The following is a 21855-nucleotide window of genomic DNA, read 5'->3' on the forward strand; positions in this document are numbered from 1 at the left end:
CCATGCCTCTGCCCATGCCCGCTTCTAACGACAGCCTCGATCCACGCAAACCCCAAAGCGAAGAGGGTTTTTCACCCTTTGCTACCGATCGTGCCGAAGGACCGAGCATCGACCCGGCCGACGTGGCGCGCTTTTCGGCCCAAGCGGCCGAGTGGTGGGATCCCAAAGGCCCCTTCGCCCCCCTGCATCGTTTCAACCCGGCGCGGCTGAAATTCGTGCGCGATCGGGCGGCCGAGCACTTTGATCGCGACGTGCGCACGCGCGCGCCTTTCAGCGGCCTCAGCCTGATCGACATCGGCTGCGGCGGCGGCCTGATCGCCGAGCCGATGCGGCGCATGGGCTTTGAGGTCACGGCCATAGACGCCTCGTCCGAGAACATCGGCACCGCCCGCGCCCACGCCGATCAGGTCGGTCTGGACATCGCCTATCGCGCCGCCACGGTGGAGCAGATGGTCGAAGCAGGCGCCGGGCCGTTCGACGTGGTGCTGACCATGGAAGTCATCGAACACGTCGCCGACCCCGAAGCCTTCATCCGCGCCTGCTCGAAACTGATCAAGCCGGGCGGCCTCATGATCGTCGCCACCTTGAACCGTACGCTGAAGGGCCTGCTGCTGGGCAAGGTCGCGGCGGAATATGTGCTGCGCTGGGTGCCCGCAGGCACTCACGACTGGCGCCAGTTCCTCAAGCCCGACGAACTGCGCGCCATGCTGGACGGCGAGCCCCTGACCGTCACCGGCCCCTATGGACTGGCCTATGACCCGCTGAACGACCGCTGGAGCGAGGGCGACGACGTGGGCATCAACTACATGATGATGGCGACCCGCGACGCATGATCAGCCCGCGCCGCATCGTCCTGACCGGCGGTCCCGGCTCGGGCAAGACGACGCTGCTGGAGGCGCTGGCGGCGGCTGGCCATGTAACCTCGCCCGAGGCCGGGCGCGCCATCATCCGCCGCCAGCAGGCCATCGACGGCGAGGCCCTGCCGTGGAAGGACCGGGCCCTGTTCGCCGAACTGATGCTGGATCGCGAGTTGGAAGCCCACGCCCGCGCCGAGAGCGCCGACGGGCCGGTCTTCTTCGATCGCGGCGTCCCGGACGTGGTCGGATACCTGAGCCTGTGCGGCCTTCCGGTCCCAGCCCATATGGAGCGGGCGGCGCAGGACATCCGCTATGACCGGCGCGTCTTCATCGCCCCGGTCTGGCCCGAGATCTTCGGCCAGGACGCCGAGCGCAAGCAGGATCTGGACGAGGCCCGCCGCACCTTCGACGCCATGGCCGAGACCTATCCGCGCTTCGGCTATGAACTAATCGAACTGCCCAAAGCGCCCGTGTCCGAGCGCCTCGACTTCGTGCTGAAGACTCTTACAGGGGCCTGACCATATAGCGGGCGTCGTCGCCGTAGCTGGCCAGCTTCTTGGCCATGCCCGGCGGGTTCTGGATCTCGAAACCGTTGCGCGCCCAGAAGCCTGATGCGTCGTTGACCGCCACCAGGGCGACCGCCGGCCAGCCCGCCGCCTTGGCCTGCTCGGCCAGGCGCTCGACCACCGGCCGGGTGTGGCCGCCGCCGCGCGTGTCGGGGTGCAGAGCCAGGTCGTGCAGATAGACGACCTCGGCCTCGGCCGGGATGGCGTCGATCAGCACGTTCAGCGCCGGGGCGGCGTTCAGCACCCACGGATAGGCGACCAGATAGCCCATGACCGGCCCGTCTTCGGCGGCCAGCACGAAGCAGCCTTCGGGGTGCAGCTCCAGACGGTTGGCGAAGCAGGCGCGCTCTTCCGGGTGATCGGGGAAGGACAGTTGGGCCACCGCGACCACGCCGTCGAGGTCGTCCGGCGTCATCGGTCGCCAGGTCAGAGTGGACAGCGGGCGTTCAGCTCCGCCCTGTTGAATCGCCATTGCACGCTCCGGTTCTCATCGTCGTCCGCCCCTTCGATCCGGGCGGTCAGTCTATCCCCCGCGCGTTCATAGATGATGCGGTGCGGAAAGTCGTTGTCCGGATTGGCGAAAACCGCCCGCTGGGGGCCGCTGTCGACCAGGCGGAAAGGCGTCGCGGGCGCTCCCTCAGGCTGGGCGAAATAGGCCAGGCCGCCGTCTGTCAGGGGAGCGATACGCGCGCTCTCGAAGCCGCTGCGGCCATTGCGCACAGTCACCGAGTGGCCGACGATCAGACCCGCGCGCGGATCGCTCCAGGTCTCTGACGCCTCGCGCCCGCCGGAACAGTCCAGCCAGTAGCCCGCCAGCCACGACAGGTCGGGCGCAGGCGTCGCGGGCAAGGATGCCTGCCACAGGGCGGCGGCCAGCAGGCTGGAAACGGACATGGGCTCTCCCTCCTCAAGGACGAAGGGAAGGTTACGCAGCCCTCACGGCGCGGGCTTGTAGGAATGCGACGCCCGCCGCAGCGCCAGCTCCACCTGTTCGCGCGCCCAGGCGGTGGCGGTGCAGCCCAGGAAGCGGCGGAAATCGCGCGCCATCTGCGGTTGGTCGAAATAGCCGGCGGCCAGACCGGCCTCCAGCCAGGAGGCGGCGTCTGCGTCCTGGCCCATCGCGTGATCGAAGATGCGGCGGAAGCGGAAGACCGAGCGCAGGGTGCGCGGCGCCACGCCGACCCGGTCGCGGAACCGGCGCTGCAGGGCGCGGCGCTCGGCCGGGCTCAAAGACAGCCCCTCAAGGTCGCTCTCGGCGGCGGCGACCTGGGCGCGGACGGCGGGGTCGATGCGCCAGTCGCCCGCCCGGCGCTGATCCTCCAGCCAGGCGCCCAGAGCGGCGGCCTGCCCCGCCGGATCGCCGGACGGCGCCGTGAAGCCGTCCAGCCGCGCCACAAGGTCCAGCCGCCGGTCGGTCGCCTCGATCAGCGGGCGGCCGAGAAACGCGCGCGCCCCGTCCGGCTCGAACTTGGCGGCGACGATCTCGACCGGGCCGACCGGACGGATGGCCATCGGCCGGGTCATCTGGCCGGCGAAGATCACCGACGGCTGCGGGTGGAAGACGCCGTCGACGTCCTGTTCCTCATAGGGGGCGGCCAAATCGACCACCAGCTCGGGACAGCCGTCCGGAGCGATGCGCTGGACCCCGCCGCTGGGGCGAGGCGCAGCGTAGGTCCACAGCAGGCGCACGAAGGGGCGCAAAGGTTCGGGCGGGGCGAATTCCTCGTACCGCTCCCCCTGCCCCATCTGCGATCAGTTCGCCTTCTTGGGATCGGGCGGCAGGCTGGGCAGGGGGGCGCAAGGCACGCCGTCGTCCTTCAGCTTCTTGACCTCGGCGGGGGTGGCCTCGCCGTAGATCTCGCGCTTCTCGCTGCGGCCTTCGTGGATGTCGCGGGCCTCGCGGGCGAAGGCGTCGCCGACGTAGTCGAAATTCTGCTCGACGTGGTCGCGCACCTCGCGGGCGGCCTGCATCATCATCGACTGCATATGCTGCAGAGCTTCAGGTTTCAGGGCGTCGGGCGAGGTCTTCTTCGTGCCGGAGACGGCCGGGGCCATCACCTGCTTCCTCACCGCTGTCGAGCCGCAGAAGGGGCATTCCACCAGACCGCGCGCCGCCTGATCGTCATAGTCGGACGAGGAGCCGAACCAGGCCTCGAAGCCGTGGTCGTGGTCGCAGGACAGGGCGTAACGGATCATAGAGGCAGGTCGAAGTCGCGGTCGTGGCGCAGGGCGGGGACGCTGGCGCGCGCCTTCTCCACGGCGGAAAGGTCCAGCCGGGCGTGCAGGACGCCCGGTTCGTCGTGGTCGAGTTGGGCGATGACCTCGCCCCACGGGCCGACGACCAGGGAGCGGCCCCAGGTCTGGCGGCCGTCCTCATGCGTGCCGCCCTGGGCCGGAGCCAGGACGAAGGCGCCCGTCTCGATGGCGCGGGCGCGCAACAGGGTCTCCCAGTGCGCCTCGCCGGTCGGGCGGGTGAAGGCGGCGGGGACGGCGATCAGTTGAGCGCCCGCCTTGGCCAGGGCGCGGTGCAGATGCGGGAAGCGCAGGTCGTAGCAGATGGTCAGGCCCAGGCCGCCCCAGGGGCTGTCGGCGACCACCGCCGCCTCGCCGGGCCGCACCGAGGCGCTTTCGCGATAGGTCTCGCCGTTCGGCAGGTCGACGTCGAAGACGTGGAGCTTGTCATAGCGGGCCGTGATCGCCCCGCTGGGGTCGATCATCAGGGACCGGTTGGCGGCGCGCGGGTCATCCGCCACGCCCGAGCGGACGATGGCCGAGCCGACCAACAGCCACACGCCCAGTTCGGCGGCCAGGGCCTTCAGCCCCAGGACAGCCGGGTCAGCGCCTTCGTCCGACAGGGCGGCGTCGCGCAAGACGCGGCGTTGCTCGAGAAAGTTGGTCCCCTCGGGCGTCAGGATCAACTGCGCCCCCTCGGCCGCCGCCTGACGGATCAGGGGCTCGACATGCGCCAGCCCCGCGGCCGCCGTCGCCGGCGTCCGCGTCTGGATCAGCGCGATGTCGAGCGTGTCGGTCACCTAGGCCGCCAGCAGGGCGTCCAGCTCGCCCTTGCGATCCAGGGCGTGGATGTCGTCCGAGCCGCCGACGTGCTTTCCGTCGATGAAGATCTGCGGGAAGGTGGCGGCGCCGCCCGAGCGTTCGACCATCTCGGCCTTCTTGGCCGGATCGTTGGAGGCGACGATCTCCGTATAGGCCGCGCCCTTGCGGTCCAGCAGGGCCATGGCGCGGATGCAGTAGGGGCAGCCGGGTTTGGTGTAGAGGACGACTTCGGCCAAGGGGAACTCCTGAAGGCGGATGGGAAGGTTCTCCCTCACTTAAGCGGTTCGCGCGCGTTTTTCACCCTCGCGATGACGGCCAGGTCGACAGCGCGCGCTCCGGCCTCGATCAGCGCCCGCGCGCAGGCCTCGGCCGTAGCCCCCGTGGTCAGCACGTCGTCGATCAGCAGCAGACGACGTCCCTTGATGCGTCGGCGCCCGACCTCGGTCACGGCGAAGGCCGCCTTGACGTTCAGCCGCCGTCCGCGCGCGGACTTGCCGCCCTGGCTGGCGGTCGGCAGAGGACGGATCAGGGCGTCGGGCAGATAGTCGAGCCGCGCCGCGCGGGCCAGCGGCCGGGCGATCTCGGCGGCCTGATTGAACCGCCGCGACAGCAGGCGGGCGCGGTGCAGCGGCACGGGGACCACGGCGTCGGCCGTCTCGATCAGGGGGGCGGCCGAACGGCTGATCCAACGCGCGAACAGAGGGGCGAACTGCTGCTGGTCGCCATGTTTGAACTTGAGGATGATCCCGCGCGACGCCTCGTCGTAAACGCAGGCCGCCCGCGCCCGGCCGAAGGCGTAAGGGCTGGCGACGCAGGCTGCGCACCGCTCCGCCGCGAAGTCGCCGCCGTCATATTCGAACGCCGCGCCGCAGCCCTCGCAGACCGGCGCCTCCAGAAAGGCCACCCGGCTCCAGGCGCCCGGCGACAGGCCCGCGGACGCCGCCGCCTCGCGGCTGTCATGAGCGACGGGCGGCAGCAGAATATCCAGCAGGCCCCGGCCCGTATCGCGCGCGCCGGATGCTAAAGGCGCAACGACGCCTTTCAATCGACCTCGCCAGCCCCCATCCTGAACCGACATGAGCGCCCCCTCTCCCTCCTCCGGTCCCCCGATCATCTTCGACGCCGCGCGCCGCGCCGCGCGCCTGAGCCGCGCCGCCCGACATTTCCCCGACGCCGACTTCCTGCACCTGCGCGCCGCCGACAATGCGGTGAACAGCCTCGAAGTGATCCTGCGCGAGTTTCAGACGCCCGTCGACCTGTCGCCGCACCCCGGCGTCTTCGCCCGCGCCCTGGCCGACAGCCCGGCGCGCGCGCGGGTGGCGCAGGTGCGCGCCGTCGGTTCGACCGCTGAGCGCGCCGCGCCGGGGGCAGGGCCTCTGGGGCTGGAGGACGGGTCGGCCGATCTGATCGTCAACCTGCTGGGCCTGCACTGGGCCAACGACCTGCCGGGCGCCTTGAGCCAGATCCGCCGCGCGCTGAAGCCCGACGGCCTGTTCGTCGCCAGCCTGTTCGGGGCGGCGACGCTGAAAGAACTGCGCGGCGTGCTGACCGAGGCCGAGTTGGAGGTCAACGGCGGCGCCCAGGCGCGCGTCTCGCCCTTCGCCGACGGCTTCGACGGGGCGGCCCTGCTGCAACGGGCCGGGTTCGCCCTGCCGGTGACGGACGTGGACCGGGTGACGGTGCGCTATGGCGATCCCTTCGCCCTGATGCGCGACCTGCGGGCGATGGGCGAGACCAATGTGCTGGCCGGGCCGATCCGGCCGCTGAGCCGCGCCGTGCTGGCCCGCGCGGCCCAGCTTTACGCCGAGCGCCACACGGAGGCGGACGGGCGCATCCCCGCCACCTTCGAGATGGTGCATCTGGCCGGATGGGCGCCGCACGACAGCCAGCAGAAGCCCGCCAAACGCGGCTCGGCCAAGACGCGCCTGGCCGATGCGCTAGGCGTCAGGGAGCAGACCGGCGAGGAGGGCTGAGCCCCGCTCTTCCCTGGATCTAGGCTCCGCCGATAGCGCCGCTGATGGTCGTGGAGATGTAGTCGTACATGGCCGTCGACCGCGCCGCGAAGGCGCTGACGGCGCCGATGATGACCAGGAAGATCAGGGCGCAGATCAGGCCGTATTCAATGGCCGTGGCGCCGCCTTCGTCGCTGTGGAACCGGCAGATGAAACCCTTCACGCCCGGCCCTCCCCTATCGTCGGCCCGTCAGAGCAGATCGCGCAGCCAGGCGATCAGCGGTTCGTCGGCCGGAGGCATGGGATAGGCCGACAGCTTGTCCGGCTTCACCCAGGCCAGACCCGCGTGTTCGCGCGCCTCGACCACGCCGGACCAGCGCCGGCACAGGTAGAGTGGCATCAACAGGTGAAAGGATTCGTAAGCGTGACTGGTAAACACGAAGGGGGCCAGGCAGGCCTCTTTCACGTCGATGCCCAGCTCTTCCTTCAGTTCGCGGATCAGGGCGGCCTCGGGCCGTTCGCCCGGCTCGACCTTGCCGCCGGGAAACTCCCACAGGCCCGCCAACTGCTTGCCCTCGGGACGCTTGGCGATCAGCACGCGGCCGTCCGGGTCGATCAGGGCGACGGCGACGACCAGGACGGTGGGAACGGCGGGCATCTCGCTCACGAGCGGTAATCCCCGTTGATCTCGATGTAGCGTTTGGTCAGGTCGCAGGTCCAGACGGTGGCCGAGGCCCGGCCCGAGGCGACATGGACGGTGATGTCGATCTCGGCGTTCTTCATATAGGCGCTCATGACCGCCTCGTCGTAGGTCGGCGAGGGGGCGCCGTCGACAGCGGCGACGTGCGGACCGAAGCGGATAGCCAGGCGGTCGCGGTCGACCGCCTCCTCCGTCTTGCCCACGGCCATGACGATGCGGCCCCAGTTGGCGTCCTCGCCGGCGATGGCGGTTTTGACCAGGGGGCTGTCGGCGATCGACTTGGCCAGCTTGCGGGCCGAGGCGGGGCTGGCGGCGCCCTCGACCGTCACCTTGACGAACTTGGTCGCGCCCTCGCCGTCCTTCACCAGCTGGTGCGCCAGGTCGAGCATGACGGCGTCCAGCGCCGCCGAGAATTCCTTCAGCCGACGGTCGCCGACGCGGCCGATGCGCGGCGCGCCGGACGCGCCCGTGGCGAACAGCAGGGCCGTGTCGTTGGTCGAGGTGTCGCCGTCCACTGTCACCGAGTTGAAGGTGGTGCGGACGTGCAGGTTCAGCAGGGCCTTCAGCACCGGCGGGGCGATGTCGGCGTCAGTGACGATGAAGGCCAACATGGTCGCCATGTCCGGCGCGATCATGCCCGAGCCCTTGGCGATGCCGGCGATACGGACCTTGACGCCCCTCGATCTCGCATTCGGCGTAGGAGCCCTTGGGGAAGGTGTCCGTGGTCATGATGCCCAGACCGGCCTGCGCCCAGGCGTCAGCCTTCAGACCGGCTTCGACCTCGGGCAGGCGGGCGGTGATCTTCTTGTCGTCCAGCACCACGCCGATAACGCCGGTCGAGGCCAGCATGACGTCGCGCTGGCGACAGTCGAAGCGTTTGGCGACCTCGGAAGCCGTGCGGCGCGCGGCGTCGGCCCCGGCCTTGCCGGTGAAGGCGTTGGCGCATCCGGCGTTGACGACCAGGGCCTTGACCCCCTCGCCGCCCTTGTCCGCGTCCAGATGACGCTTGCACCAGTCAACCGGGGCCGAGCCGACCTTGTGCCGGGTGAAGACGCCCGCGCAGGACGCGCCCTCGGGGAAGCGAAAGACCACCAGATCGTCGCGCTCATGCTTGTAGAAGCCCGCGCGCGCCGTCGCGATCTCGACCCCGCCGATCGGCGGAATGGCTGGGAAAGGCACGGCCAGGGGCGAGATCATCAGGCCCGGCTTGCCGGGCGAGGCGGCGACCGCCTGGGTGGCCGATTGCGTCGCGCGCTTCAGCGCCGAGGCCAGCGGATCCAGCGCCTTCTCGATGGCGGTTTCGATCTTCTTGCCGGTCGAGGCGGACTTGGAGGGCGGCTGGCTCATGAGGCGTTTCCGGCGGGAGAAGCGGAGGTTTTCTGGGCCGCAGGCGGGGCGGCGGACTCAACGGGGGCTGAAGGCGGGGCCGTCTTGGCCCCGTCCAGGGAGATCTCGACCTCGGCCTGGCCGCGCAGTTGCTCCAGCAACTGACGAACGCCTTCATAGGTCAGGTAGCGCACGATCTGCGGCCGCGCCTGCTCCAGCGTCGGCGGAGTTTCGACGCGGCGATCCTCGACCTTGAGCACGGCCCAGCCGGTCTCGGTCTGGATCGGACCGACGACCGCGCCCGGCGTCTGGCCCTGCAGGGCGGCGGCGTAGGGACCGGGCAGAACGTCGAGCGTCGAATAGCCCAGGTCGCCGCCGGAATAGCGGGTGGCGTCGTCGATGGAGCGTTGGGCGGCGACGGCCTCGAAGGCCGCCCCCTGCCCCAGGACGCCCAGGACGGCGTCCGCCTGTTCCTTGGTCGGCGCCAGAATCAGGCGCACCCGCACCTCTTCGGTCGCGCGGGCCAGCCGCTGCTGCTCGGCGTAGAGGCGTTCGACCGCCTGTTCGGACACGGCGCCGGACACCACCTTCTCGACCAGCATGTCGCCCAGGATGCGCTCGCGCACGGCCTGCAGGCGGCGCTGGGCGGCGGGGCTGGAATCGAGGCCGCCGGCGCTCGGCCTCGGCCGCCAGCAGCTTCTGATCGACCACCTCGTCCATCACCCGGCGAAACAGTTCCGACGAGGCGTCCAGGGGATCGTCCTCGCCGATCAATCCCTGCGCCACGGCTTCGCGGCGCACGTCCGAGGCCCAGACGGCGCGATCGTTGACTCTGGCCACGACGCGGTCGTTCTTTTCCGGCGCGGCCTCGTCGCCGCCGCGCCCGCAGGCGGCCACGCCCAGCGCCAAACCAGCGACGACGACCAGAAACAGGCTGTGGAGGGGACGTCGCGCTCGCATCGGACGCTCCGGGCAAGGGTCTGTGGACAGGCCGTCGAAACGGACATTCGCGCCTGAAACACGCCGCCTTAAAAAGGCCCTCGCGTTGACAGGGATAAGGGCGGTGCTTAAGTCCCGCCTGCGCCCAAGTCGAGGGGTTTTCGATCGTCTGCGCGGCCCTTCGCGCGCCCTCATCTGCAGGGAAGGCCCGGGGCCGGCGTGATCGCGGCCCTCCGACCGGGTGAAACTGTCTTTCTCAGAGCCTTCAGCCGCTCGACCGCCTGACCCGGATCGCCCATGCTCGGCTTCGCCAAGAAATTTCTCGGTTCCTCCAACGACCGCAAGGTCAAGGCCTTCATGGGCCAGGTCCAGAAGATCAACGCCCTGGAATCCAAGTTCGAGGCCTTCTCGGACGACGAACTGCGCATGATGACGCAGACGTTCAAGGATCGCATCGAAGCCGGCGAGAGCCTGGACAAGCTGCAGAACGAAGCCTTCGCCGTGGTGCGCGAAGCCTCCAAGCGCGTGCTGGGCCAGCGTCAGTACGACGTGCAGATGACCGGCGGCATGATCCTGCATGAAGGCGGCATCGCCGAAATGCGCACCGGCGAAGGCAAGACCCTGGTCGCCGTGGCCCCGGTCTATCTGAACGCCCTGGCCGGCAAGGGCGTCCACGTCGTCACCGTCAACGACTATCTGGCCCGCCGCGACGCGGAGCAGATGGGCAAGGTCTATCGCTTCCTGGGCCTTGAGGTCGGGGTCATCGTCAACGGCCTGTCGCAGGGCCAGCGCCAGATGGCCTACAACGCCGACATCACCTACGGCACCAACAACGAATTCGGCTTCGACTATCTGCGCGACAATCTGGTCTACGACCGTCGCGAGATGGTGCAGCGCGGCCACCACTTCGCCATCGTCGATGAAGTCGACTCCATCCTGATCGACGAGGCGCGCACGCCGCTGATCATCTCGGGCCCGACCGAGGACCGTTCGGACCTCTACAAGGTGCTGGACGCCCTGGTGAAGGAATTGATCAAGGACAAGGACACCTACGACCTCGACGAGAAGCAGCGTCAGGCCCTGCTGACCGAGCTGGGCTCGGAGCGGATGGAGCAGATGCTTCAGGACGCCGGCCACTTCGCCGAGGACACCGTCGACCTGTACGACCCGGCCAACGTCAGCCTGGTCCACCACACCAACCAGGCCCTGCGCGCCAACACGCTCTACACGCGCGACAAGGACTACATCATCAAGGACGGCGAGATCGTCCTGATCGATGAATACACCGGCCGCATGATGACGGGCCGTCGCCTGTCCGAAGGTCTTCACCAGGCCATCGAGGCCAAGGAAGACGTCAAGATTATGCCCGAGAACCAGACCCTGGCCTCGGTGACGATCCAGAACTATTTCCGCCTCTACGAGAAACTGTCCGGCATGACCGGCACGGCCGCCACCGAGGCCCAGGAATTCCTCGACATCTACAAGATGGACGTCCTGGAAGTGCCGACCAACCGTCCGATCCAGCGCAAGGATTACGACGACGAGGTCTATCGCACCTTCAAGGAAAAGAACGCCGCCATCGCCGCCCAGATTGCGGAATGCCACGTTCGTGGCCAGCCGATCCTGGTCGGCACCGTCTCGATCGAGAACTCCGAAGAACTGTCCGAAGTCCTGAAGACCTACACCTACAAGGTCGAGCGCTCGCGCACCCTCAAGCCCGAATACGCGGGCCGCGAGAAGGAAGCGCAGAAGGTCGGCGACGCCGCCTATGACATCGACTACGCCACCGGCCGCGGCATTCCGCACAACGTCCTGAACGCGCGCCAGCACGAGCAGGAAGCCTATATCGTCGCCGACGCCGGTCTGCCGGGCGCGGTGACGATCGCCACCAACATGGCCGGTCGCGGCACCGACATTCAGCTGGGCGGCAACCTGGAGATGCGCATCCAGCGCTGGACCCAGGAACAGCGCAACATGGCCGTCGCCGTGACGCCGGAAGACCTTGCAGCCAAGGAAGCCGAGTTCAAGGCCGAGATCGCCTCCGCCAAGGAACAGGCCATGGCCGCCGGCGGCCTGTTCGTCCTGGGCACCGAGCGCCACGAAAGCCGCCGCATCGACAACCAGCTGCGCGGCCGCACCGGCCGTCAGGGCGACCCCGGCACCTCGAAATTCTACCTGTCGTGCGAAGACGACCTGCTGCGCATCTTCGCCGGCGACCGTCTGGACGCCATCATGAAATCCTTCGGCGTGGCCGAGGGCGAGGCCATCAGCCACCCCTGGCTGAACCGCGCCGTCGAGACTGCCCAAAAGCGCGTCGAAGCCCGCAACTACGACATGCGCAAGAACGTGCTGAAGTAACGACGACGTCGTGAACGACCAGCGCAAGGCCGTGTTCGAACAGCGTCAGGAGTTCATGGACTCCGAAGACTTGTCGGAGCTGGTCGCCGACTTCCGCAACGACGCGATCAACGACCTGGTCGAACGCTATATGCCGCCCAAGGCCTATGCCGAGCAGTGGGACATCGACGGCCTGGACGAGAAGGTGAAGTCCACCCTCGGCCTGGAACTGCCGCTGCATGACTGGGCCGCCGAGGAAGGCGTCTCCAACGAGGAGATCGAGGAGCGCATCGTCGCGGCCGCCGACGTGCGCGCCGCCGAACGCCTCGAACTGATCGGCGCCGACCAGACGCCGCGGCCTCGAAAAGCAGTTCATGCTGCAGATGATCGACATGCAGTGGCGCGAGCACCTGGTCCATCTGGACCACCTGCGCGGCGTCATCGGCCTGCGCGGCTACGGCCAGCGCGGACCCGCTGAACGAGTACAAGACCGAAGCCTTCAACCTGTTCGAGACGCTGCTGCACGACCTGCGCCACAACGTCACGCGCTGGCTGATGACGGTCGAGTTCCAGTTCCAGGCGCCGCCGCCGATGGAAATGCCCGAGTTCCAGGAAATCCACCTGAACCCCGGCACCGGCGAAAATGAGATGCTGAACCCGATGGCTCAGAACCCGGAAGGTCAGCTGACCGGCGACGACCGCTCCAAACTGCCGGTCGAGGCCCTGCCCGTCGGCTGGGAGCGCACCAGCCGCAACGCCGACTGCCCCTGCGGCTCGGGCCGCAAGTTCAAGCACTGCCACGGTAGTTTGATCTAAGGCGCGCTGAAGTGCGCGGCGCTACGCTCGCGACGCGGTCGCTCGCTGCTTGAGCGCCAAAGACCGACTTGAGAGAGGCGGGTTTGCGAAAGCGGCCCGCCTTTTTCTTTGGCCGCGCCTTTCCTTATCGCTCATCCGTCTTTTCTGTTGGGCCGCCCGCTGATCCGGGTAAGGTCGGACCATGAACTACAAGCCCCTGTTCTCGCGCGCGCTGGGCCTCGATCCGGAACGCCTGCATTTCGCCGCTCACAGCCACCACCTGTGGCCCGACGTCAGCTTCGACGGGCCAGGTCCAGGCCTGGGCCGAGGCCAACCGCTTCGCCGACCGCAAATGGGATCTGGTGTTCGGAGAGGTCATCCCCGAGGCGCAAGCGCATGTCGCCAAGGAACTGGGCCTGCCCTCGCCCGACAGCCTGATCTTCGCGCCCAATACGCATGAGATTCTGCTGCGGATCGTCTCGGCGGTCGACAAGGCGCCGGTACGCATCCTGGCCACCGACGGCGAGTTCCACTCCTTCCGCCGCCAGTCGGAACGCTGGGAGGAGGCGGGACAGGCCGTCGTCACCCGCGTGCCCCTGGCTCCGTTCGAGACCTTCGCCGACCGCTTCGTCGCCGCGGCCAGGGCGGGCGGGGCACGACCTGATCTTCGTCAGCCAGGTCTTCTTCCGCACCGGCGGGCTGTTCGAGCGCATCGCCGAACTGGCGGAACTGGCCGACCCGGCGGGACCGTGGGTGGTGGTCGACGGCTACCACGGCTTCATGGCCACGCCGACCGATCTGTCGGCCGTGGCGGACAAGATCTTCTATCTGGCCGGGGGGTATAAGTATGCGATGGCCGGCGAAGGCGCCTGCTTCCTGCACGCCCCGCCCGGCTTCGGCCCGCGCCCGGTCGTGACCGGCTGGTTCGCCGAGTTCGGCCATCTGGAAGGCCCGCCCGGCGGGGTTCAGTACCGCACCGACGGCGGCCGCTTCTGGGGGGCCACCTTCGACGCCAGCGCCCTTTATCGCTTCAACGCCGTGCGCCGGATGCTGGAGCAGCACGGCCTGACCACGGCGATGATCGCCGATCACGCGCGCGGTCTTCAGGCCCGGTTCCAGACGGCGATCCAATCGAACGAGGCCGGGGCGCTGGCCGGGGCCCAGATCCTGAACCCGGTCGAGGGGACGGCGCCGCGCGCCCGCTTCCTGGCCCTGCGCCACGCCGACGCGCCGCGCTGGAAGGCGGCGCTGCAGGAGATGAACGTCATCGCCGACGTGCGCGACGACGTGATCCGCTTCGGCTTCAGCCTGTATCAGAGCGAGGACGACGTGGAGAAACTGATCCACGCCTGCGCCCGCCTGAGCTAGGCCGTCAGAAGAACAGGCTGTCGGCGTCGCGCCGCGCCTCGGGCGGATCGGTGCGCCGGGGCGAGGCGGGGCGCGCAGACGAAGCGCGGGGCGCGGGCGAGGCCTTGGCTTCAGCTCGCCTGGGCGCCGGATCTCCCGGCAGGGACGGCGCCGGGGACGCAGCCCGCGCCGGAGCCGCAACGGGCGGCGCAGACGGCGCGGCGGTCTTGGCCGGCGGAGGGCCCAGGCGCGGATAGGCCGGCCCCTTCGGCTCGACCGCCCGGCGCGGCGCGACCACGGAAGGCGACGCCTGCGCCTCGACCGCATCCGCCGATGTCGCGGCCGAGGCCGCCAGCAGCTGACGCGCCTGCGCTCGCGCGCGCGGATGATCGCAGCGGCACAGCATCAGCCCGGTCGGCCCTCTCCAGATCAGCAGCGGGCGGCGCGGCGGCTCGGCCCAGCGGCGGGCCAGGCGCTCGATCTCGCGGACTAGTTCGGCGTCGTCCGTCGGCACGGGCCGAAGCTCATGGCCCTGGGCCTCGAGCTCGGAAGCAATCTGGGACAACCAGACGGCGCCGCTGGAATCGGGGCCGTCGCGATCATGGACATAGACGGGCGTAAGGCCGAAGGCGGCGCCCCCGGCCGCCGCTTCCAGCCGCGCCTCGAACCCCTCGGGCGCGATGATCGGCTGAGGCTCATGACGCGCGACCGCCAGCCACCAAGCGGCCAGCGCCACCCCCAGCATCAGCAGGCCCAGGACAGCGCCGATCAGCGCGCCCAGCAGGACGCGCGGCAGTTGAGAAGAAGAGGCGGACGACGTCATCGTCCGTCAGGACTAGCATCGAACCGACGCACGACAACCCCTGAGGCTAGGGCGTGGTCTTCATGGCCTGGGCCGACCAGCGCACCACGACCTTCTCTTCCTGCTCGGCGCCGAGGCGGGCGTAGAAACGCCGCGCGCCGTGATTGTCCGCGCAGACCTCCCAGCGGCCGCTCAGCCCCTCGCCCGCCGCCTCGGCCGCGAACGCCCGCATCAGCGCCTCGCCTACGCCAGCGCCGCGCGCCTCTTCGGCCACGAACAGGTCGTCGAGGTTGAGGTAGTCCCCGCCCCGCCAAATGCCGTAGACCCGCGTCCAGGAGACGAAACCCGCCGCTCGCCCTGCGATCTCGGCCCAGAAGGAAGGCGGCGCGCGGCGGCTGGGCTGACAATACCTGCGTCAGACTGTCCGGCGTGGCGGCGAGATAGGGCGCCAGGCCCTCATGCTCCGCCAGAGCGCGCATCAGGGCGTGGATGCGCCCGGCGTCCGTCGCCGTCGCGCGGCGCACCGTCAGGTCTGCGGTCATGACGATATTCCCTCTCGGCCGGTTCCATACTGCCTCTTGGCGCGACAGGGACGTTCCGCCAAGCGCGGGGTCAGACCGCCAGGTCGAACAGGGCGTCGCGCGTGATCTCGGCATGGGTCATGGGAAACAGATGGCCGCCGCCCGCGACCGTCTCGACCTGCATGTTCGCGCGCCGAGCTGAAGGCCGAACCGCGCACAGGCTGCCGGTCTCGCCCTTGAGAATGCGCACCGCCCCCGGATAGCGGGCCAGCGCCCGCCACGGGTCATGCGCCTGGGCGCCGTAGTTGGACGCCTCCCACGCCGGGCTGCAGGTCAGCTCCAGTCCTCGATCCGTCTCGGCCAGGCCGTCGGCCAGATAGTCGGCCAGCATCAGGTCCGGCCAGCCCTTGAAGGCGCCCCGTCCGCGATAAGCGGCCAGGGCGTGTTCACGGCTGTCGAACACCGCGCGGCGTTTCAGCGTGCGCGTGACGATGGGAAAACGACGCGACGCCCGCCCGATCAGGGGCAGGTTCATCGCCATGACCATCGGACGCGGCCAGATCACGGGATCGAGCAGCAGCAGGCGCGAGACCCGTTCGGGCTGTTCGGCGGCGGCCAGCAGGCCGCTGGTCCCGCCGATGGAATGACCGGCCAGGGCCACGGGCGGGCCGCCGATCGCCTCCAGCAGGCCGATCAGGTCGTCGCGGTGATCCTTCCAGCTGCGATGGCCCTCGGGCTCCGCGGGCAGGCGCGTCGCGCCATGGCCGCGCAGGTCGGGCGCCCAGATGCGCAGGGCGCTGGACAGGGGCTGCAACAGGGTGCGGTAGGTGCGGGCGTTGAAGCCGTTGGCGTGGACGAAGACCAGATCGACCGGCCGCTCGCGATCGCCGAAGTCCAGAACCGCCATCTCGCCGCCGCCCCAGCGATTGTCGATGGGGACGCTGATCCGGCGCGGCGCCGACAGGGCCAGGGCGTCCATCAGGTTCAGGCCGCCACGCGACAGGCCGGGCAGCGGCCATGCCCTTCTATGGTGGTGCGTTCGATGGCGTAGCCGGCGCCGGCGGCGGCGCGGGCGAAGGCGTCGCCGCCCTGGACCGCCACCTCTTCGGCGGCGCCGCAGCAGTCGCAGATCAGGAAGGCCGCCGCGTGGCCCTTGTCTTCGCCCAGGGCGTCAGCGGTGCAGGCGACATAGGCGCTGATGGAGGCGATGCGGTGCGCCAGGCCCCGGCGCTCCAGGAAGTCCAGCGCGCGATAGACGGTCGGCGGCTTCGCCGCCTGGCCGTCCAGGCCGTAACGGGCGATCAGGTCATAGGCCTTCACCGGCTCGCCCGCCGTCAGCAGCAGCTCCAGCACCCGGCGACGCGGGGCGGTCATGCGCTCGCCGTCGGCGGCGCAGCGCGCCTCGACGGCCGTCAGGGCGCGCTCCACCTCGGCGGCGCCGAGCTCGTGTTCAGCGTGTTCATGATCGCAGGCCAGACCCATGGCCTACAGCTAGGAGGTCAGGGCCGCCGCTGCAACCGCACGACGGTCGCACCCGCTCGGGTCGCCGCCCGCAGCCGGCGCAATGTGGCCAAACAGCGGCGTTTGCGGCGGCCCCGGCCATGGGCTAGAAGAACCGTCCTTTCTGTTCAGAAGATCCGTTTTTCATGACCGACGCCATCCAAGCGAACAGCCCCCTGTCGGGCAACGTCCTGTTCTATTCCCAGCCCGAACCCCTGTCGGCCGAGGCTCACGGCAAGCTGGGCGTGACCCCGGCGGACAAGCCCTACGCCTTCGTCGCCCAGACCAATGTGGTGCCGCTGACGGTGACGGAGTTCGCCCCGGCCGCCCTGTCCTATCCGGTCATCTTCGTCGGCGACGCCAAGCAGCCGGTCGCCGCCATGGGCCTGAACGCCGGAGAGAACCTGTTCATCGAGGACGGCGACTTCCGTCCCGACGCCTACATCCCGGCCTACGTCCGCCGCTACCCCTTCGTCTTCGCCAATGACGAAGAGCAGAAGCGCCTGGTGCTGTGCATCGACCGCGCCGCCCCCTTCGTGGTCGAAGGCGGCGAGACCCCCCTGTTCGAAAACGGCCAGCCCAGCGGCTACGTCAACTTCGGCATGGAGTTCTGCAACAACTTCGAGCAGGAGCGCGTGCGCAGCGAATCCTTCGTCGCCCTGCTGAAGGAACTGGACCTGTTCGAGGTGCGCGAGGCCAACTACACCCCGCGCAACGCCGACGGCACGGCCGGAACGCCGCAGAAGATCGCCGAATATTTCGCCGTCTCGGAAGACAAGCTGAAGGCCCTGCCGGCCGAGAAGCTGGCCGAACTGCGCGACAACGGCGCCCTGGGCCAGATCTACGCCCACCTGGTGTCGCTGCTGGGCTGGGATCGCCTGATCGCCGTGGCTCTGACCCGCGCCGCCAAGCAGCAGCCGGTCGCCGCCAACGCCTGATTTTTTAAGGGCCTAACGCGCGTTAGCGCGGCTTAAGGCCCTTGGAACACCAAACGGCAAACGCCCCGTCAGGAAACTGGCGGGGCGTTTTCTTATCCTTCTCCCCTTGTGGGAGAAGGTGGCCCGCCAGGGCCGGATGAGGGGTCTCTCCGAAGTTTGGCGCCGGCTGACGGTCAAGGGCGCGAAACCCCTCATCCGTCCGGCTTCGCCGTCCACCTTCTCCCGCAAGGGGAGAAGGATTCTAACGGCGCGCGACCAGGGCGCGGGTCAGGCAGGAGAAGACCAGCCGCCCCGCCTCGTCCAGCAAGTCCTGCTGGGCGATGACCACGCCCTTTTCGTCCCCGACCGGATCCTTGCCCATAATGGTCAGACGGCCGCGCAGAAGCTCGCCCGCCGGGGGACTGCGCAGGAAGCGAAGCCCGTCGACCGCCAGGGTCTTGACCCCCGCCCAGCCGCTGGTGCGGTCGGCGGCCAGGCGGCTCCACAAGGCGTAGACCATGGCCTCGGGCGCGCCGTAGGCGACGTCCCAGCCCGGCTGGAACCGCTCGGCGAACAGATCCAGCGCCGCCGCATCCACGGCGCAGGCGCCCAGAGGGATGACCTGACCGATCTCGAGATCCTCGAAATGGATGTGCAGCGGCTCGGTCATGCGCGGTCTTCCCTCCGTCAGGCGGCCGGTTCTTCCGACACCCTGACCATCAGCTTGCCGTCATGGTCGCCCGTGAACAAGCGGTTCAGCGAACCAACCGCCCCTTCCAGCCCGTCGTCGACATGGACCTTCCAGTGGATCTTCCCGTCGGCCAGCCACGGGCCCATCTCGGCGACCATCTCCTTGGCGCGATGAGCGTAGTCGAGGACCAGGAAGCCCTTCACGTCCAGGCGGTGGGTGATGATGCGGGCGAAGTTGGGCGAAGGCGGCATCCGCGTGGCGTTGTAGGCCGAAATCAGGCCGCAGACGGCCATGCGGCCGTGCACCTTCAGCCGGTTCCAGACGGCGATCATGATGTCGCCGCCGACGTTCTCGAAATTGAGGTCGATGCCGTCGGGGGCCAGGCGATCCAGGGCGTCGCCGACGTCCTCGTTCTTATAGTCGACGGCGCCGTCGAAACCGAGCTCCTCGGTCAGCCAGCGGCATTTCTCGGCGCCCCCGGCGATGCCGACGACGCGGCAGCCGCGCTGCTTGGCCACCTGACCGGCGATGGAGCCGACCGCCCCCGCCGCCGCCGAAATGACCAGGGTCTCGCCGGCCTTCGCCTTCAGCACGTCGGTGACGCCGAAATAGGCGGTCATGCCGGTCATGCCCAGGACGGACAGGTTGGCCGTCAACGGCAGGCCCGGCGCACGGTGGACCGGCCGCAGCCCCGCCTCGGGCACGACGGCGTAGTCAGCCCAGGCGCCCGACAGGGGCATGACCAGATCGCCTTCCTTGTATCGCTCGCCGCGCGACTGCTCGACCACGCCCAGAGTCAGGCCGCGCATGACGTCGCCCAGGCCGACGGGCGGCAGATAGCCTTCGGAATCATTCATCCAGGTGCGGTTGGTCGGGTCAATCGACAGATAGACGGTGCGAACCAAAACCTCGCCGTCCTTCAGATCGGGCAGGGCGCTCTCGACCAACTCCAGATCGCCGTCCTGAATCAGGCCGTGCGGCCGCTGACGCAGGATCCATTGTCTGTTGCGCAGGCTCATCAATCGATCTCCTAAAGCGTTTTCTTTCAGAACCCATAGTGACGCCTCGCCGCCAGAGGGCAAGCGCGACGGATCGACCGTTCGCCCCGGCCTGCCGACAAAAAAGAAGGCGGACCCGTTCAGGATCCGCCTAGGAGTCGCATCATCGAGAATGAGGCGAGGGCGAAGACCGGCCGAGCCGGTCCGGGGGAACGACCCTCGACAATCAGACAACGGCGAACGCGAAACTCGGTTCCAAAGGCGCGGACCGCCCGGCGATCCTCCCCATCGGAACGGCGGAGCGGGGGCGGCGTTGGCCCTAGAGGTTTCCAGACCGCGAAAAGGAGGCGAGCCGATGACCCACCAAGACCCGCATTCCCACTCCGCCGACGCCGTGCACGAGCACCAGGCGGTGGAGGCTCAGTATGTGCGCCAAGGCCGAAGCGGACGCCGCATCCTGGTGCTGCTGATCGTTTCGGCCGGGGCCGCCGCCATCCTGCTGCTGGGGTGGTGGGCGCTCAACAACGCGGGGCTCCAACGCACCTCGGAAGCTACCGACGCGACGCCCGAACCCTCGCCGGTTGTGCAGACCGACCCTGCGGTCCGCCCCGCGGGGCCGGAAGCCACGCCGCCGCCTGTCGAACCGCCTCCGGCGCCCTGATGCGGTTCTGAACGAAAAAGGGCTCCGCTGCAGCGGAGCCCTTGATCTTGGCCGAAGAAATTCAGCTCGATCAGGCGGCCTGCTTCTGGCGCGACGGATGGAAGAACAGCGCCTGGCTGATCGCCGCCTTCACCGTCTCCGGCTGGAAGGGCTTGGTGATCAGGAAGGTCGGCTCGGGGCGCTCGCCGGTCAGCAGCCGCTCGGGGAAGGCGGTGATGAAGATGACCGGCACGTCGAACTTCTTGAGGATGTCCTTCACCGCATCAATGCCCGACGAGCCGTCGGCCAGCTGGATGTCGGCCAGCACCAAGCCCGGCGTGTGGCGCGACACGGCGTCCACAGCCTCGTCATGGGTGGTGGCGGTGCCGGTGACGCGGTGGCCCAGCTCCTTCACCAGGCTTTCGATGTCGGCCGAGATGATGGCTTCATCTTCAATGATCAGGACGTCGGTGGCCAGCTCGGCGTCGATGTCCGACTGGGCCTCGGCGATCAGCCGTTCGACCGTGCGCGGATCGACGGCCAGGATCTGGGCCGCCTCGGACGGCGTGAATCCTTCCAGCGCGGTCAGCAGGAAGGCCTGGCGCGAGCGCGGCGAAATACGCATCAGGCGATGGGCGGCGTCGTCGCCCTCAGCCGCCGCGCCGTCCTCGAGCTGGGCGCCCGTGGCCGCCCAGATGGTGTGGAAGACGTGATACAAGGCCACGCGCGGCGTCATGTCCGTCGGCAGCTGGCGCTCGCCCGCCGCGAGGGCTTCAAGGGCCACGCGGACGTAGTTGTCGCCCGTCGCCTGGTCGCCGGTCAGCGCCCGGGCGTAACGACGAACGTAGGGCAGATGAGGCGCTAGTCTGGCCAGAAGGCTCATATTGGTTCGTTCCCCGACAATCTTCGCGCCGCATGTCTAATGGCGCACCAGCGGATTGAACGTGCCAAATGGGCCGCGGTTCCCGCACCGTCCGCCAGCTTGAGCATAAAAACGTCCGGCGTTAGGAACTCTATGCGAGAGGCGGCGTTTTCCGTTTCTACAGGCGTTTCAACTGGCTTGGGCGGCAGCCGTAAACTCGATGATCAACACCAAGGACACCCCCGTTCACCCCGACGGGACACCGTCGAATGAGCGAGGGCTTGAAGAGGTCCGCCTGCGTCAGCAGGCGATCGGCGTGAAGCTGCGCCACATGTTCGACGAGGTCGTGAACGAACCCGTTCCCGACGAGTTCCTCGAGATTCTCAGACGCGCCGACCAAGCGTCGTCCACCAAGGAGGGACAGTGACCAGCACCCCATCCCGGCCCCCGTCGGCCGATGACGGCGCCTTCAAGGCCGAACTGGTCACCCTGATCCCCCACCTGCGCGCCTTCGCCCGCACCCTGACCGGCGACCCCACCGCCGCCGACGACTTGGCGCAGGAAGCCATGATGAAGGCCTGGGACGCCCGCGCCAGCTATCAGATGGGCACGAACATGAAGGCCTGGACCTTCATGATCCTGCGCAACCAGTTCTACTCCGAGAAGCGCCGCTCCTGGCGTCAGACCCAGCTTGACCAGGAAGCCGCCGAACGCACCCTGATCGCCGTCGACGATCCCGAGGCGCCCGTCGCCCTGGACGAACTGCGTCAGGCCTTGCAGACCCTGCCCGAAGAGCAGAGGGAAGCCCTGATCCTGGTCGGGGCCGGAGGGTTCGCCTATGAGGAGGCGGCTGAGATCTGCCAGTGCGCCGTGGGCACGGTGAAGAGCCGCGTGTCGCGCGCCCGCAAGGCGTTGCAGGCCACCTTGGAGCGCGGCGGCTACGCCCGCGACGGAAAGTCCGCCGGGGATGCGATGCGATCCATCCTGGCCGACGCCGACAGGCTGAGCGGCTCCGGGCGGAGATAGTCGTGCGGCGGATCGGCCGGGTTCT

At 68.9% G+C, this 21855-nt stretch carries 24 protein-coding genes and 5 pseudogenes; 11 read left to right on the forward strand and 18 right to left on the reverse strand.

The genetic code is table 11. The annotated features are described in order from the left end of the window. Positions 1-2 precede the first annotated feature (2 nt). Both ubiG and FGL25_RS14250 read left to right on the forward strand, forming a co-directional pair. Positions 3-833, forward strand: coding sequence for a bifunctional 2-polyprenyl-6-hydroxyphenol methylase/3-demethylubiquinol 3-O-methyltransferase UbiG (ubiG, locus tag FGL25_RS14245; RefSeq protein WP_223850921.1), 831 nt, complete (start codon positions 3-5; stop codon positions 831-833). After that, a complete protein-coding gene (locus tag FGL25_RS14250) occupies positions 830-1375 on the forward strand; it encodes an AAA family ATPase (RefSeq protein ID WP_138142064.1) in 546 nt (181 codons plus the stop codon). Before ubiG ends, FGL25_RS14250 begins: the two co-directional genes overlap by 4 nt. Here FGL25_RS14250 and FGL25_RS14255 read toward each other — a convergent pair. From FGL25_RS14255 to FGL25_RS14285, 7 genes are read right to left on the reverse strand one after another with little or no spacing between them, the layout of a single operon-like run. Next, a complete protein-coding gene (locus FGL25_RS14255) occupies positions 1362-1895 on the reverse strand; it encodes a GNAT family N-acetyltransferase (RefSeq protein WP_138142065.1) in 534 nt (177 codons plus the stop codon). The genes FGL25_RS14250 and FGL25_RS14255 overlap by 14 nt on opposite strands. Beyond that, positions 1850-2317, reverse strand: a complete 468-nt coding sequence (locus FGL25_RS14260) for a DUF6265 family protein (protein ID WP_003164173.1) — start codon at positions 2315-2317, stop codon at positions 1850-1852. Before FGL25_RS14260 ends, FGL25_RS14255 begins: the two co-directional genes overlap by 46 nt. Before the next feature lie 42 nt (positions 2318-2359). Further along, positions 2360-3169: an AraC family transcriptional regulator gene (locus tag FGL25_RS14265; protein ID WP_138142066.1), complete on the reverse strand. Its 810-nt coding sequence runs from the start codon at positions 3167-3169 to the stop codon at positions 2360-2362. A gap of 6 nt (positions 3170-3175) precedes the next feature. Then, positions 3176-3619, reverse strand: coding sequence for a DUF1178 family protein (locus FGL25_RS14270; protein WP_138142067.1), 444 nt, complete (start codon positions 3617-3619; stop codon positions 3176-3178). Then, a complete protein-coding gene (locus tag FGL25_RS14275) occupies positions 3616-4455 on the reverse strand; it encodes a carbon-nitrogen hydrolase family protein (protein ID WP_138142068.1) in 840 nt (279 codons plus the stop codon). Before FGL25_RS14275 ends, FGL25_RS14270 begins: the two co-directional genes overlap by 4 nt. Then, the gene (grxC, locus tag FGL25_RS14280; RefSeq protein ID WP_003164178.1) at positions 4456-4713 is read right to left on the reverse strand and encodes a glutaredoxin 3; all 258 of its coding nucleotides are present in this window, start codon (positions 4711-4713) and stop codon (positions 4456-4458) included. A gap of 35 nt (positions 4714-4748) precedes the next feature. Further along, entirely contained in the window at positions 4749-5555 is an 807-nt protein-coding gene (locus FGL25_RS14285) for a ComF family protein (RefSeq protein ID WP_138142069.1), read from the reverse strand. Here FGL25_RS14285 and FGL25_RS14290 point away from each other — a divergent pair. Further along, the gene (locus FGL25_RS14290) at positions 5554-6450 is read left to right on the forward strand and encodes a methyltransferase domain-containing protein (RefSeq protein ID WP_138142070.1); all 897 of its coding nucleotides are present in this window, start codon (positions 5554-5556) and stop codon (positions 6448-6450) included. The two genes, FGL25_RS14285 and FGL25_RS14290, sit on opposite strands and share 2 nt — an antisense overlap. Positions 6451-6469: 19 nt before the next feature. Here FGL25_RS14290 and FGL25_RS14295 read toward each other — a convergent pair whose 3' ends face one another. From FGL25_RS14295 to FGL25_RS18135, 4 genes and pseudogenes are all read right to left on the reverse strand, one after another. Then, positions 6470-6652, reverse strand: a complete 183-nt coding sequence (locus FGL25_RS14295) for a Flp family type IVb pilin (RefSeq protein WP_138142071.1) — start codon at positions 6650-6652, stop codon at positions 6470-6472. A 27-nt stretch (positions 6653-6679) separates the two neighbouring features. Further along, positions 6680-7087 carry a (deoxy)nucleoside triphosphate pyrophosphohydrolase gene (locus tag FGL25_RS14300; protein WP_138142463.1) on the reverse strand — a complete coding sequence of 136 codons (408 nt, stop codon included), beginning with the start codon at positions 7085-7087 and terminating at the stop codon, positions 6680-6682. A 5-nt stretch (positions 7088-7092) separates the two neighbouring features. Next, positions 7093-8476 (reverse strand): annotated as a pseudogene (gene argJ / locus FGL25_RS14305) (bifunctional glutamate N-acetyltransferase/amino-acid acetyltransferase ArgJ). Continuing rightward, positions 8473-9415, reverse strand: a pseudogene (locus tag FGL25_RS18135) (peptidylprolyl isomerase). Before FGL25_RS18135 ends, argJ begins: the two co-directional pseudogenes overlap by 4 nt. Positions 9416-9691: 276 nt before the next feature. Between FGL25_RS18135 and secA the strand changes: the two are divergent. The 4 genes and pseudogenes from secA to FGL25_RS14320 all read left to right on the forward strand — a co-directional run bounded on the left by secA (position 9692) and on the right by FGL25_RS14320 (position 13894). Next, a complete protein-coding gene (secA, locus tag FGL25_RS14315) occupies positions 9692-11752 on the forward strand; it encodes a preprotein translocase subunit SecA (protein ID WP_436835255.1) in 2061 nt (686 codons plus the stop codon). 55 nt (positions 11753-11807) lie between these two features. Then, a pseudogene (locus FGL25_RS18140) lies at positions 11808-12008 on the forward strand (hypothetical protein); the annotation flags it as partial. 278 nt (positions 12009-12286) lie between these two features. Next, a complete protein-coding gene (locus tag FGL25_RS18145) occupies positions 12287-12547 on the forward strand; it encodes an SEC-C metal-binding domain-containing protein (RefSeq protein WP_436835256.1) in 261 nt (86 codons plus the stop codon). A 181-nt stretch (positions 12548-12728) separates the two neighbouring features. After that, positions 12729-13894: pseudogene (locus tag FGL25_RS14320) on the forward strand (aminotransferase class V-fold PLP-dependent enzyme). A gap of 4 nt (positions 13895-13898) precedes the next feature. On the opposite strand, the gene FGL25_RS14325 reads toward FGL25_RS14320, so the two are convergent. The 4 genes and pseudogenes from FGL25_RS14325 to FGL25_RS14340 all read right to left on the reverse strand — a co-directional run bounded on the left by FGL25_RS14325 (position 13899) and on the right by FGL25_RS14340 (position 16678). Then, the gene (locus FGL25_RS14325; RefSeq protein WP_138142072.1) at positions 13899-14696 is read right to left on the reverse strand and encodes a hypothetical protein; all 798 of its coding nucleotides are present in this window, start codon (positions 14694-14696) and stop codon (positions 13899-13901) included. A 46-nt stretch (positions 14697-14742) separates the two neighbouring features. Continuing rightward, positions 14743-15054: pseudogene (locus tag FGL25_RS14330) on the reverse strand (GNAT family N-acetyltransferase); the annotation flags it as partial. A gap of 233 nt (positions 15055-15287) precedes the next feature. Continuing rightward, positions 15288-16175, reverse strand: coding sequence for an alpha/beta hydrolase (locus FGL25_RS14335; RefSeq protein ID WP_167493358.1), 888 nt, complete (start codon positions 16173-16175; stop codon positions 15288-15290). Positions 16176-16180: 5 nt separating this feature from the next. Beyond that, a complete protein-coding gene (locus FGL25_RS14340) occupies positions 16181-16678 on the reverse strand; it encodes a Fur family transcriptional regulator (protein ID WP_003164191.1) in 498 nt (165 codons plus the stop codon). Between the two features lie 164 nt (positions 16679-16842). Between FGL25_RS14340 and FGL25_RS14345 the strand changes: the two genes are divergently transcribed. Continuing rightward, positions 16843-17634, forward strand: a complete 792-nt coding sequence (locus FGL25_RS14345; RefSeq protein ID WP_003164192.1) for a SapC family protein — start codon at positions 16843-16845, stop codon at positions 17632-17634. 241 nt (positions 17635-17875) lie between these two features. Here the strand turns inward: FGL25_RS14345 and FGL25_RS14350 are convergent, their stop codons facing one another. Both FGL25_RS14350 and FGL25_RS14355 read right to left on the reverse strand, forming a co-directional pair. Beyond that, positions 17876-18283 (reverse strand): MaoC family dehydratase, encoded by a 408-nt coding sequence (locus FGL25_RS14350; protein WP_138142075.1) that lies wholly within the window; start codon positions 18281-18283, stop codon positions 17876-17878. Between the two features lie 17 nt (positions 18284-18300). Continuing rightward, entirely contained in the window at positions 18301-19323 is a 1023-nt protein-coding gene (locus tag FGL25_RS14355) for an NADP-dependent oxidoreductase (protein WP_138142076.1), read from the reverse strand. Between the two features lie 334 nt (positions 19324-19657). Here FGL25_RS14355 and FGL25_RS14360 point away from each other — a divergent pair, with 334 nt between their 5' ends. Further along, positions 19658-19963: a hypothetical protein gene (locus FGL25_RS14360; protein ID WP_252970204.1), complete on the forward strand. Its 306-nt coding sequence runs from the start codon at positions 19658-19660 to the stop codon at positions 19961-19963. Between the two features lie 70 nt (positions 19964-20033). Here the strand turns inward: FGL25_RS14360 and phyR are convergent, their stop codons facing one another. Continuing rightward, positions 20034-20825: an anti-anti sigma factor/receiver protein PhyR gene (gene phyR, locus FGL25_RS14365; protein WP_003164196.1), complete on the reverse strand. Its 792-nt coding sequence runs from the start codon at positions 20823-20825 to the stop codon at positions 20034-20036. 199 nt (positions 20826-21024) lie between these two features. Here phyR and nepR point away from each other — a divergent pair, with 199 nt between their 5' ends. Both nepR and FGL25_RS14375 read left to right on the forward strand, forming a co-directional pair. Then, positions 21025-21231, forward strand: a complete 207-nt coding sequence (gene nepR / locus FGL25_RS14370; RefSeq protein ID WP_003164197.1) for an anti-sigma T factor NepR — start codon at positions 21025-21027, stop codon at positions 21229-21231. Continuing rightward, on the forward strand, positions 21228-21830 hold the full coding sequence (locus tag FGL25_RS14375; protein ID WP_003164198.1) for a sigma-70 family RNA polymerase sigma factor: 603 nt from the start codon (positions 21228-21230) through the stop codon (positions 21828-21830). The genes nepR and FGL25_RS14375 overlap by 4 nt, the downstream gene beginning before the upstream one ends. Positions 21831-21855 lie beyond the last annotated feature (25 nt).

It is taken from the genome of Brevundimonas vancanneytii, from assembly GCF_901421975.1.
GTDB lineage: Bacteria > Pseudomonadota > Alphaproteobacteria > Caulobacterales > Caulobacteraceae > Brevundimonas > Brevundimonas diminuta.

Bases quoted from the DNA above. Each gene is read 5' to 3' on its own strand.
- secA (WP_436835255.1), top strand. From the start codon at position 9,692: ATGCTCGGCTTCGCCAAGAAATTTCTCGGTTCCTCCAACGACCGCAAG.
- FGL25_RS14340 (WP_003164191.1), bottom strand. From the start codon at position 16,678: ATGGGTCTGGCCTGCGATCATGAACACGCTGAACACGAGCTCGGCGCC.
- FGL25_RS14335 (WP_167493358.1), bottom strand. From the start codon at position 16,175: ATGGACGCCCTGGCCCTGTCGGCGCCGCGCCGGATCAGCGTCCCCATC.
- FGL25_RS14300 (WP_138142463.1), bottom strand. From the start codon at position 7,087: ATGCCCGCCGTTCCCACCGTCCTGGTCGTCGCCGTCGCCCTGATCGAC.
- FGL25_RS14290 (WP_138142070.1), top strand. From the start codon at position 5,554: ATGAGCGCCCCCTCTCCCTCCTCCGGTCCCCCGATCATCTTCGACGCC.
- FGL25_RS14260 (WP_003164173.1), bottom strand. From the start codon at position 2,317: ATGTCCGTTTCCAGCCTGCTGGCCGCCGCCCTGTGGCAGGCATCCTTG.
- FGL25_RS14255 (WP_138142065.1), bottom strand. From the start codon at position 1,895: ATGGCGATTCAACAGGGCGGAGCTGAACGCCCGCTGTCCACTCTGACC.
- ubiG (WP_223850921.1), top strand. From the start codon at position 3: ATGCCTCTGCCCATGCCCGCTTCTAACGACAGCCTCGATCCACGCAAA.
- phyR (WP_003164196.1), bottom strand. From the start codon at position 20,825: ATGAGCCTTCTGGCCAGACTAGCGCCTCATCTGCCCTACGTTCGTCGT.
- FGL25_RS18145 (WP_436835256.1), top strand. From the start codon at position 12,287: ATGACGGTCGAGTTCCAGTTCCAGGCGCCGCCGCCGATGGAAATGCCC.
- FGL25_RS14325 (WP_138142072.1), bottom strand. From the start codon at position 14,696: ATGACGTCGTCCGCCTCTTCTTCTCAACTGCCGCGCGTCCTGCTGGGC.
- FGL25_RS14285 (WP_138142069.1), bottom strand. From the start codon at position 5,555: ATGTCGGTTCAGGATGGGGGCTGGCGAGGTCGATTGAAAGGCGTCGTT.
- FGL25_RS14265 (WP_138142066.1), bottom strand. From the start codon at position 3,169: ATGGGGCAGGGGGAGCGGTACGAGGAATTCGCCCCGCCCGAACCTTTG.
- FGL25_RS14350 (WP_138142075.1), bottom strand. From the start codon at position 18,283: ATGACCGAGCCGCTGCACATCCATTTCGAGGATCTCGAGATCGGTCAG.
- nepR (WP_003164197.1), top strand. From the start codon at position 21,025: ATGATCAACACCAAGGACACCCCCGTTCACCCCGACGGGACACCGTCG.
- FGL25_RS14345 (WP_003164192.1), top strand. From the start codon at position 16,843: ATGACCGACGCCATCCAAGCGAACAGCCCCCTGTCGGGCAACGTCCTG.
- FGL25_RS14270 (WP_138142067.1), bottom strand. From the start codon at position 3,619: ATGATCCGTTACGCCCTGTCCTGCGACCACGACCACGGCTTCGAGGCC.
- FGL25_RS14355 (WP_138142076.1), bottom strand. From the start codon at position 19,323: ATGAGCCTGCGCAACAGACAATGGATCCTGCGTCAGCGGCCGCACGGC.
- FGL25_RS14250 (WP_138142064.1), top strand. From the start codon at position 830: ATGATCAGCCCGCGCCGCATCGTCCTGACCGGCGGTCCCGGCTCGGGC.
- FGL25_RS14360 (WP_252970204.1), top strand. From the start codon at position 19,658: ATGACCCACCAAGACCCGCATTCCCACTCCGCCGACGCCGTGCACGAG.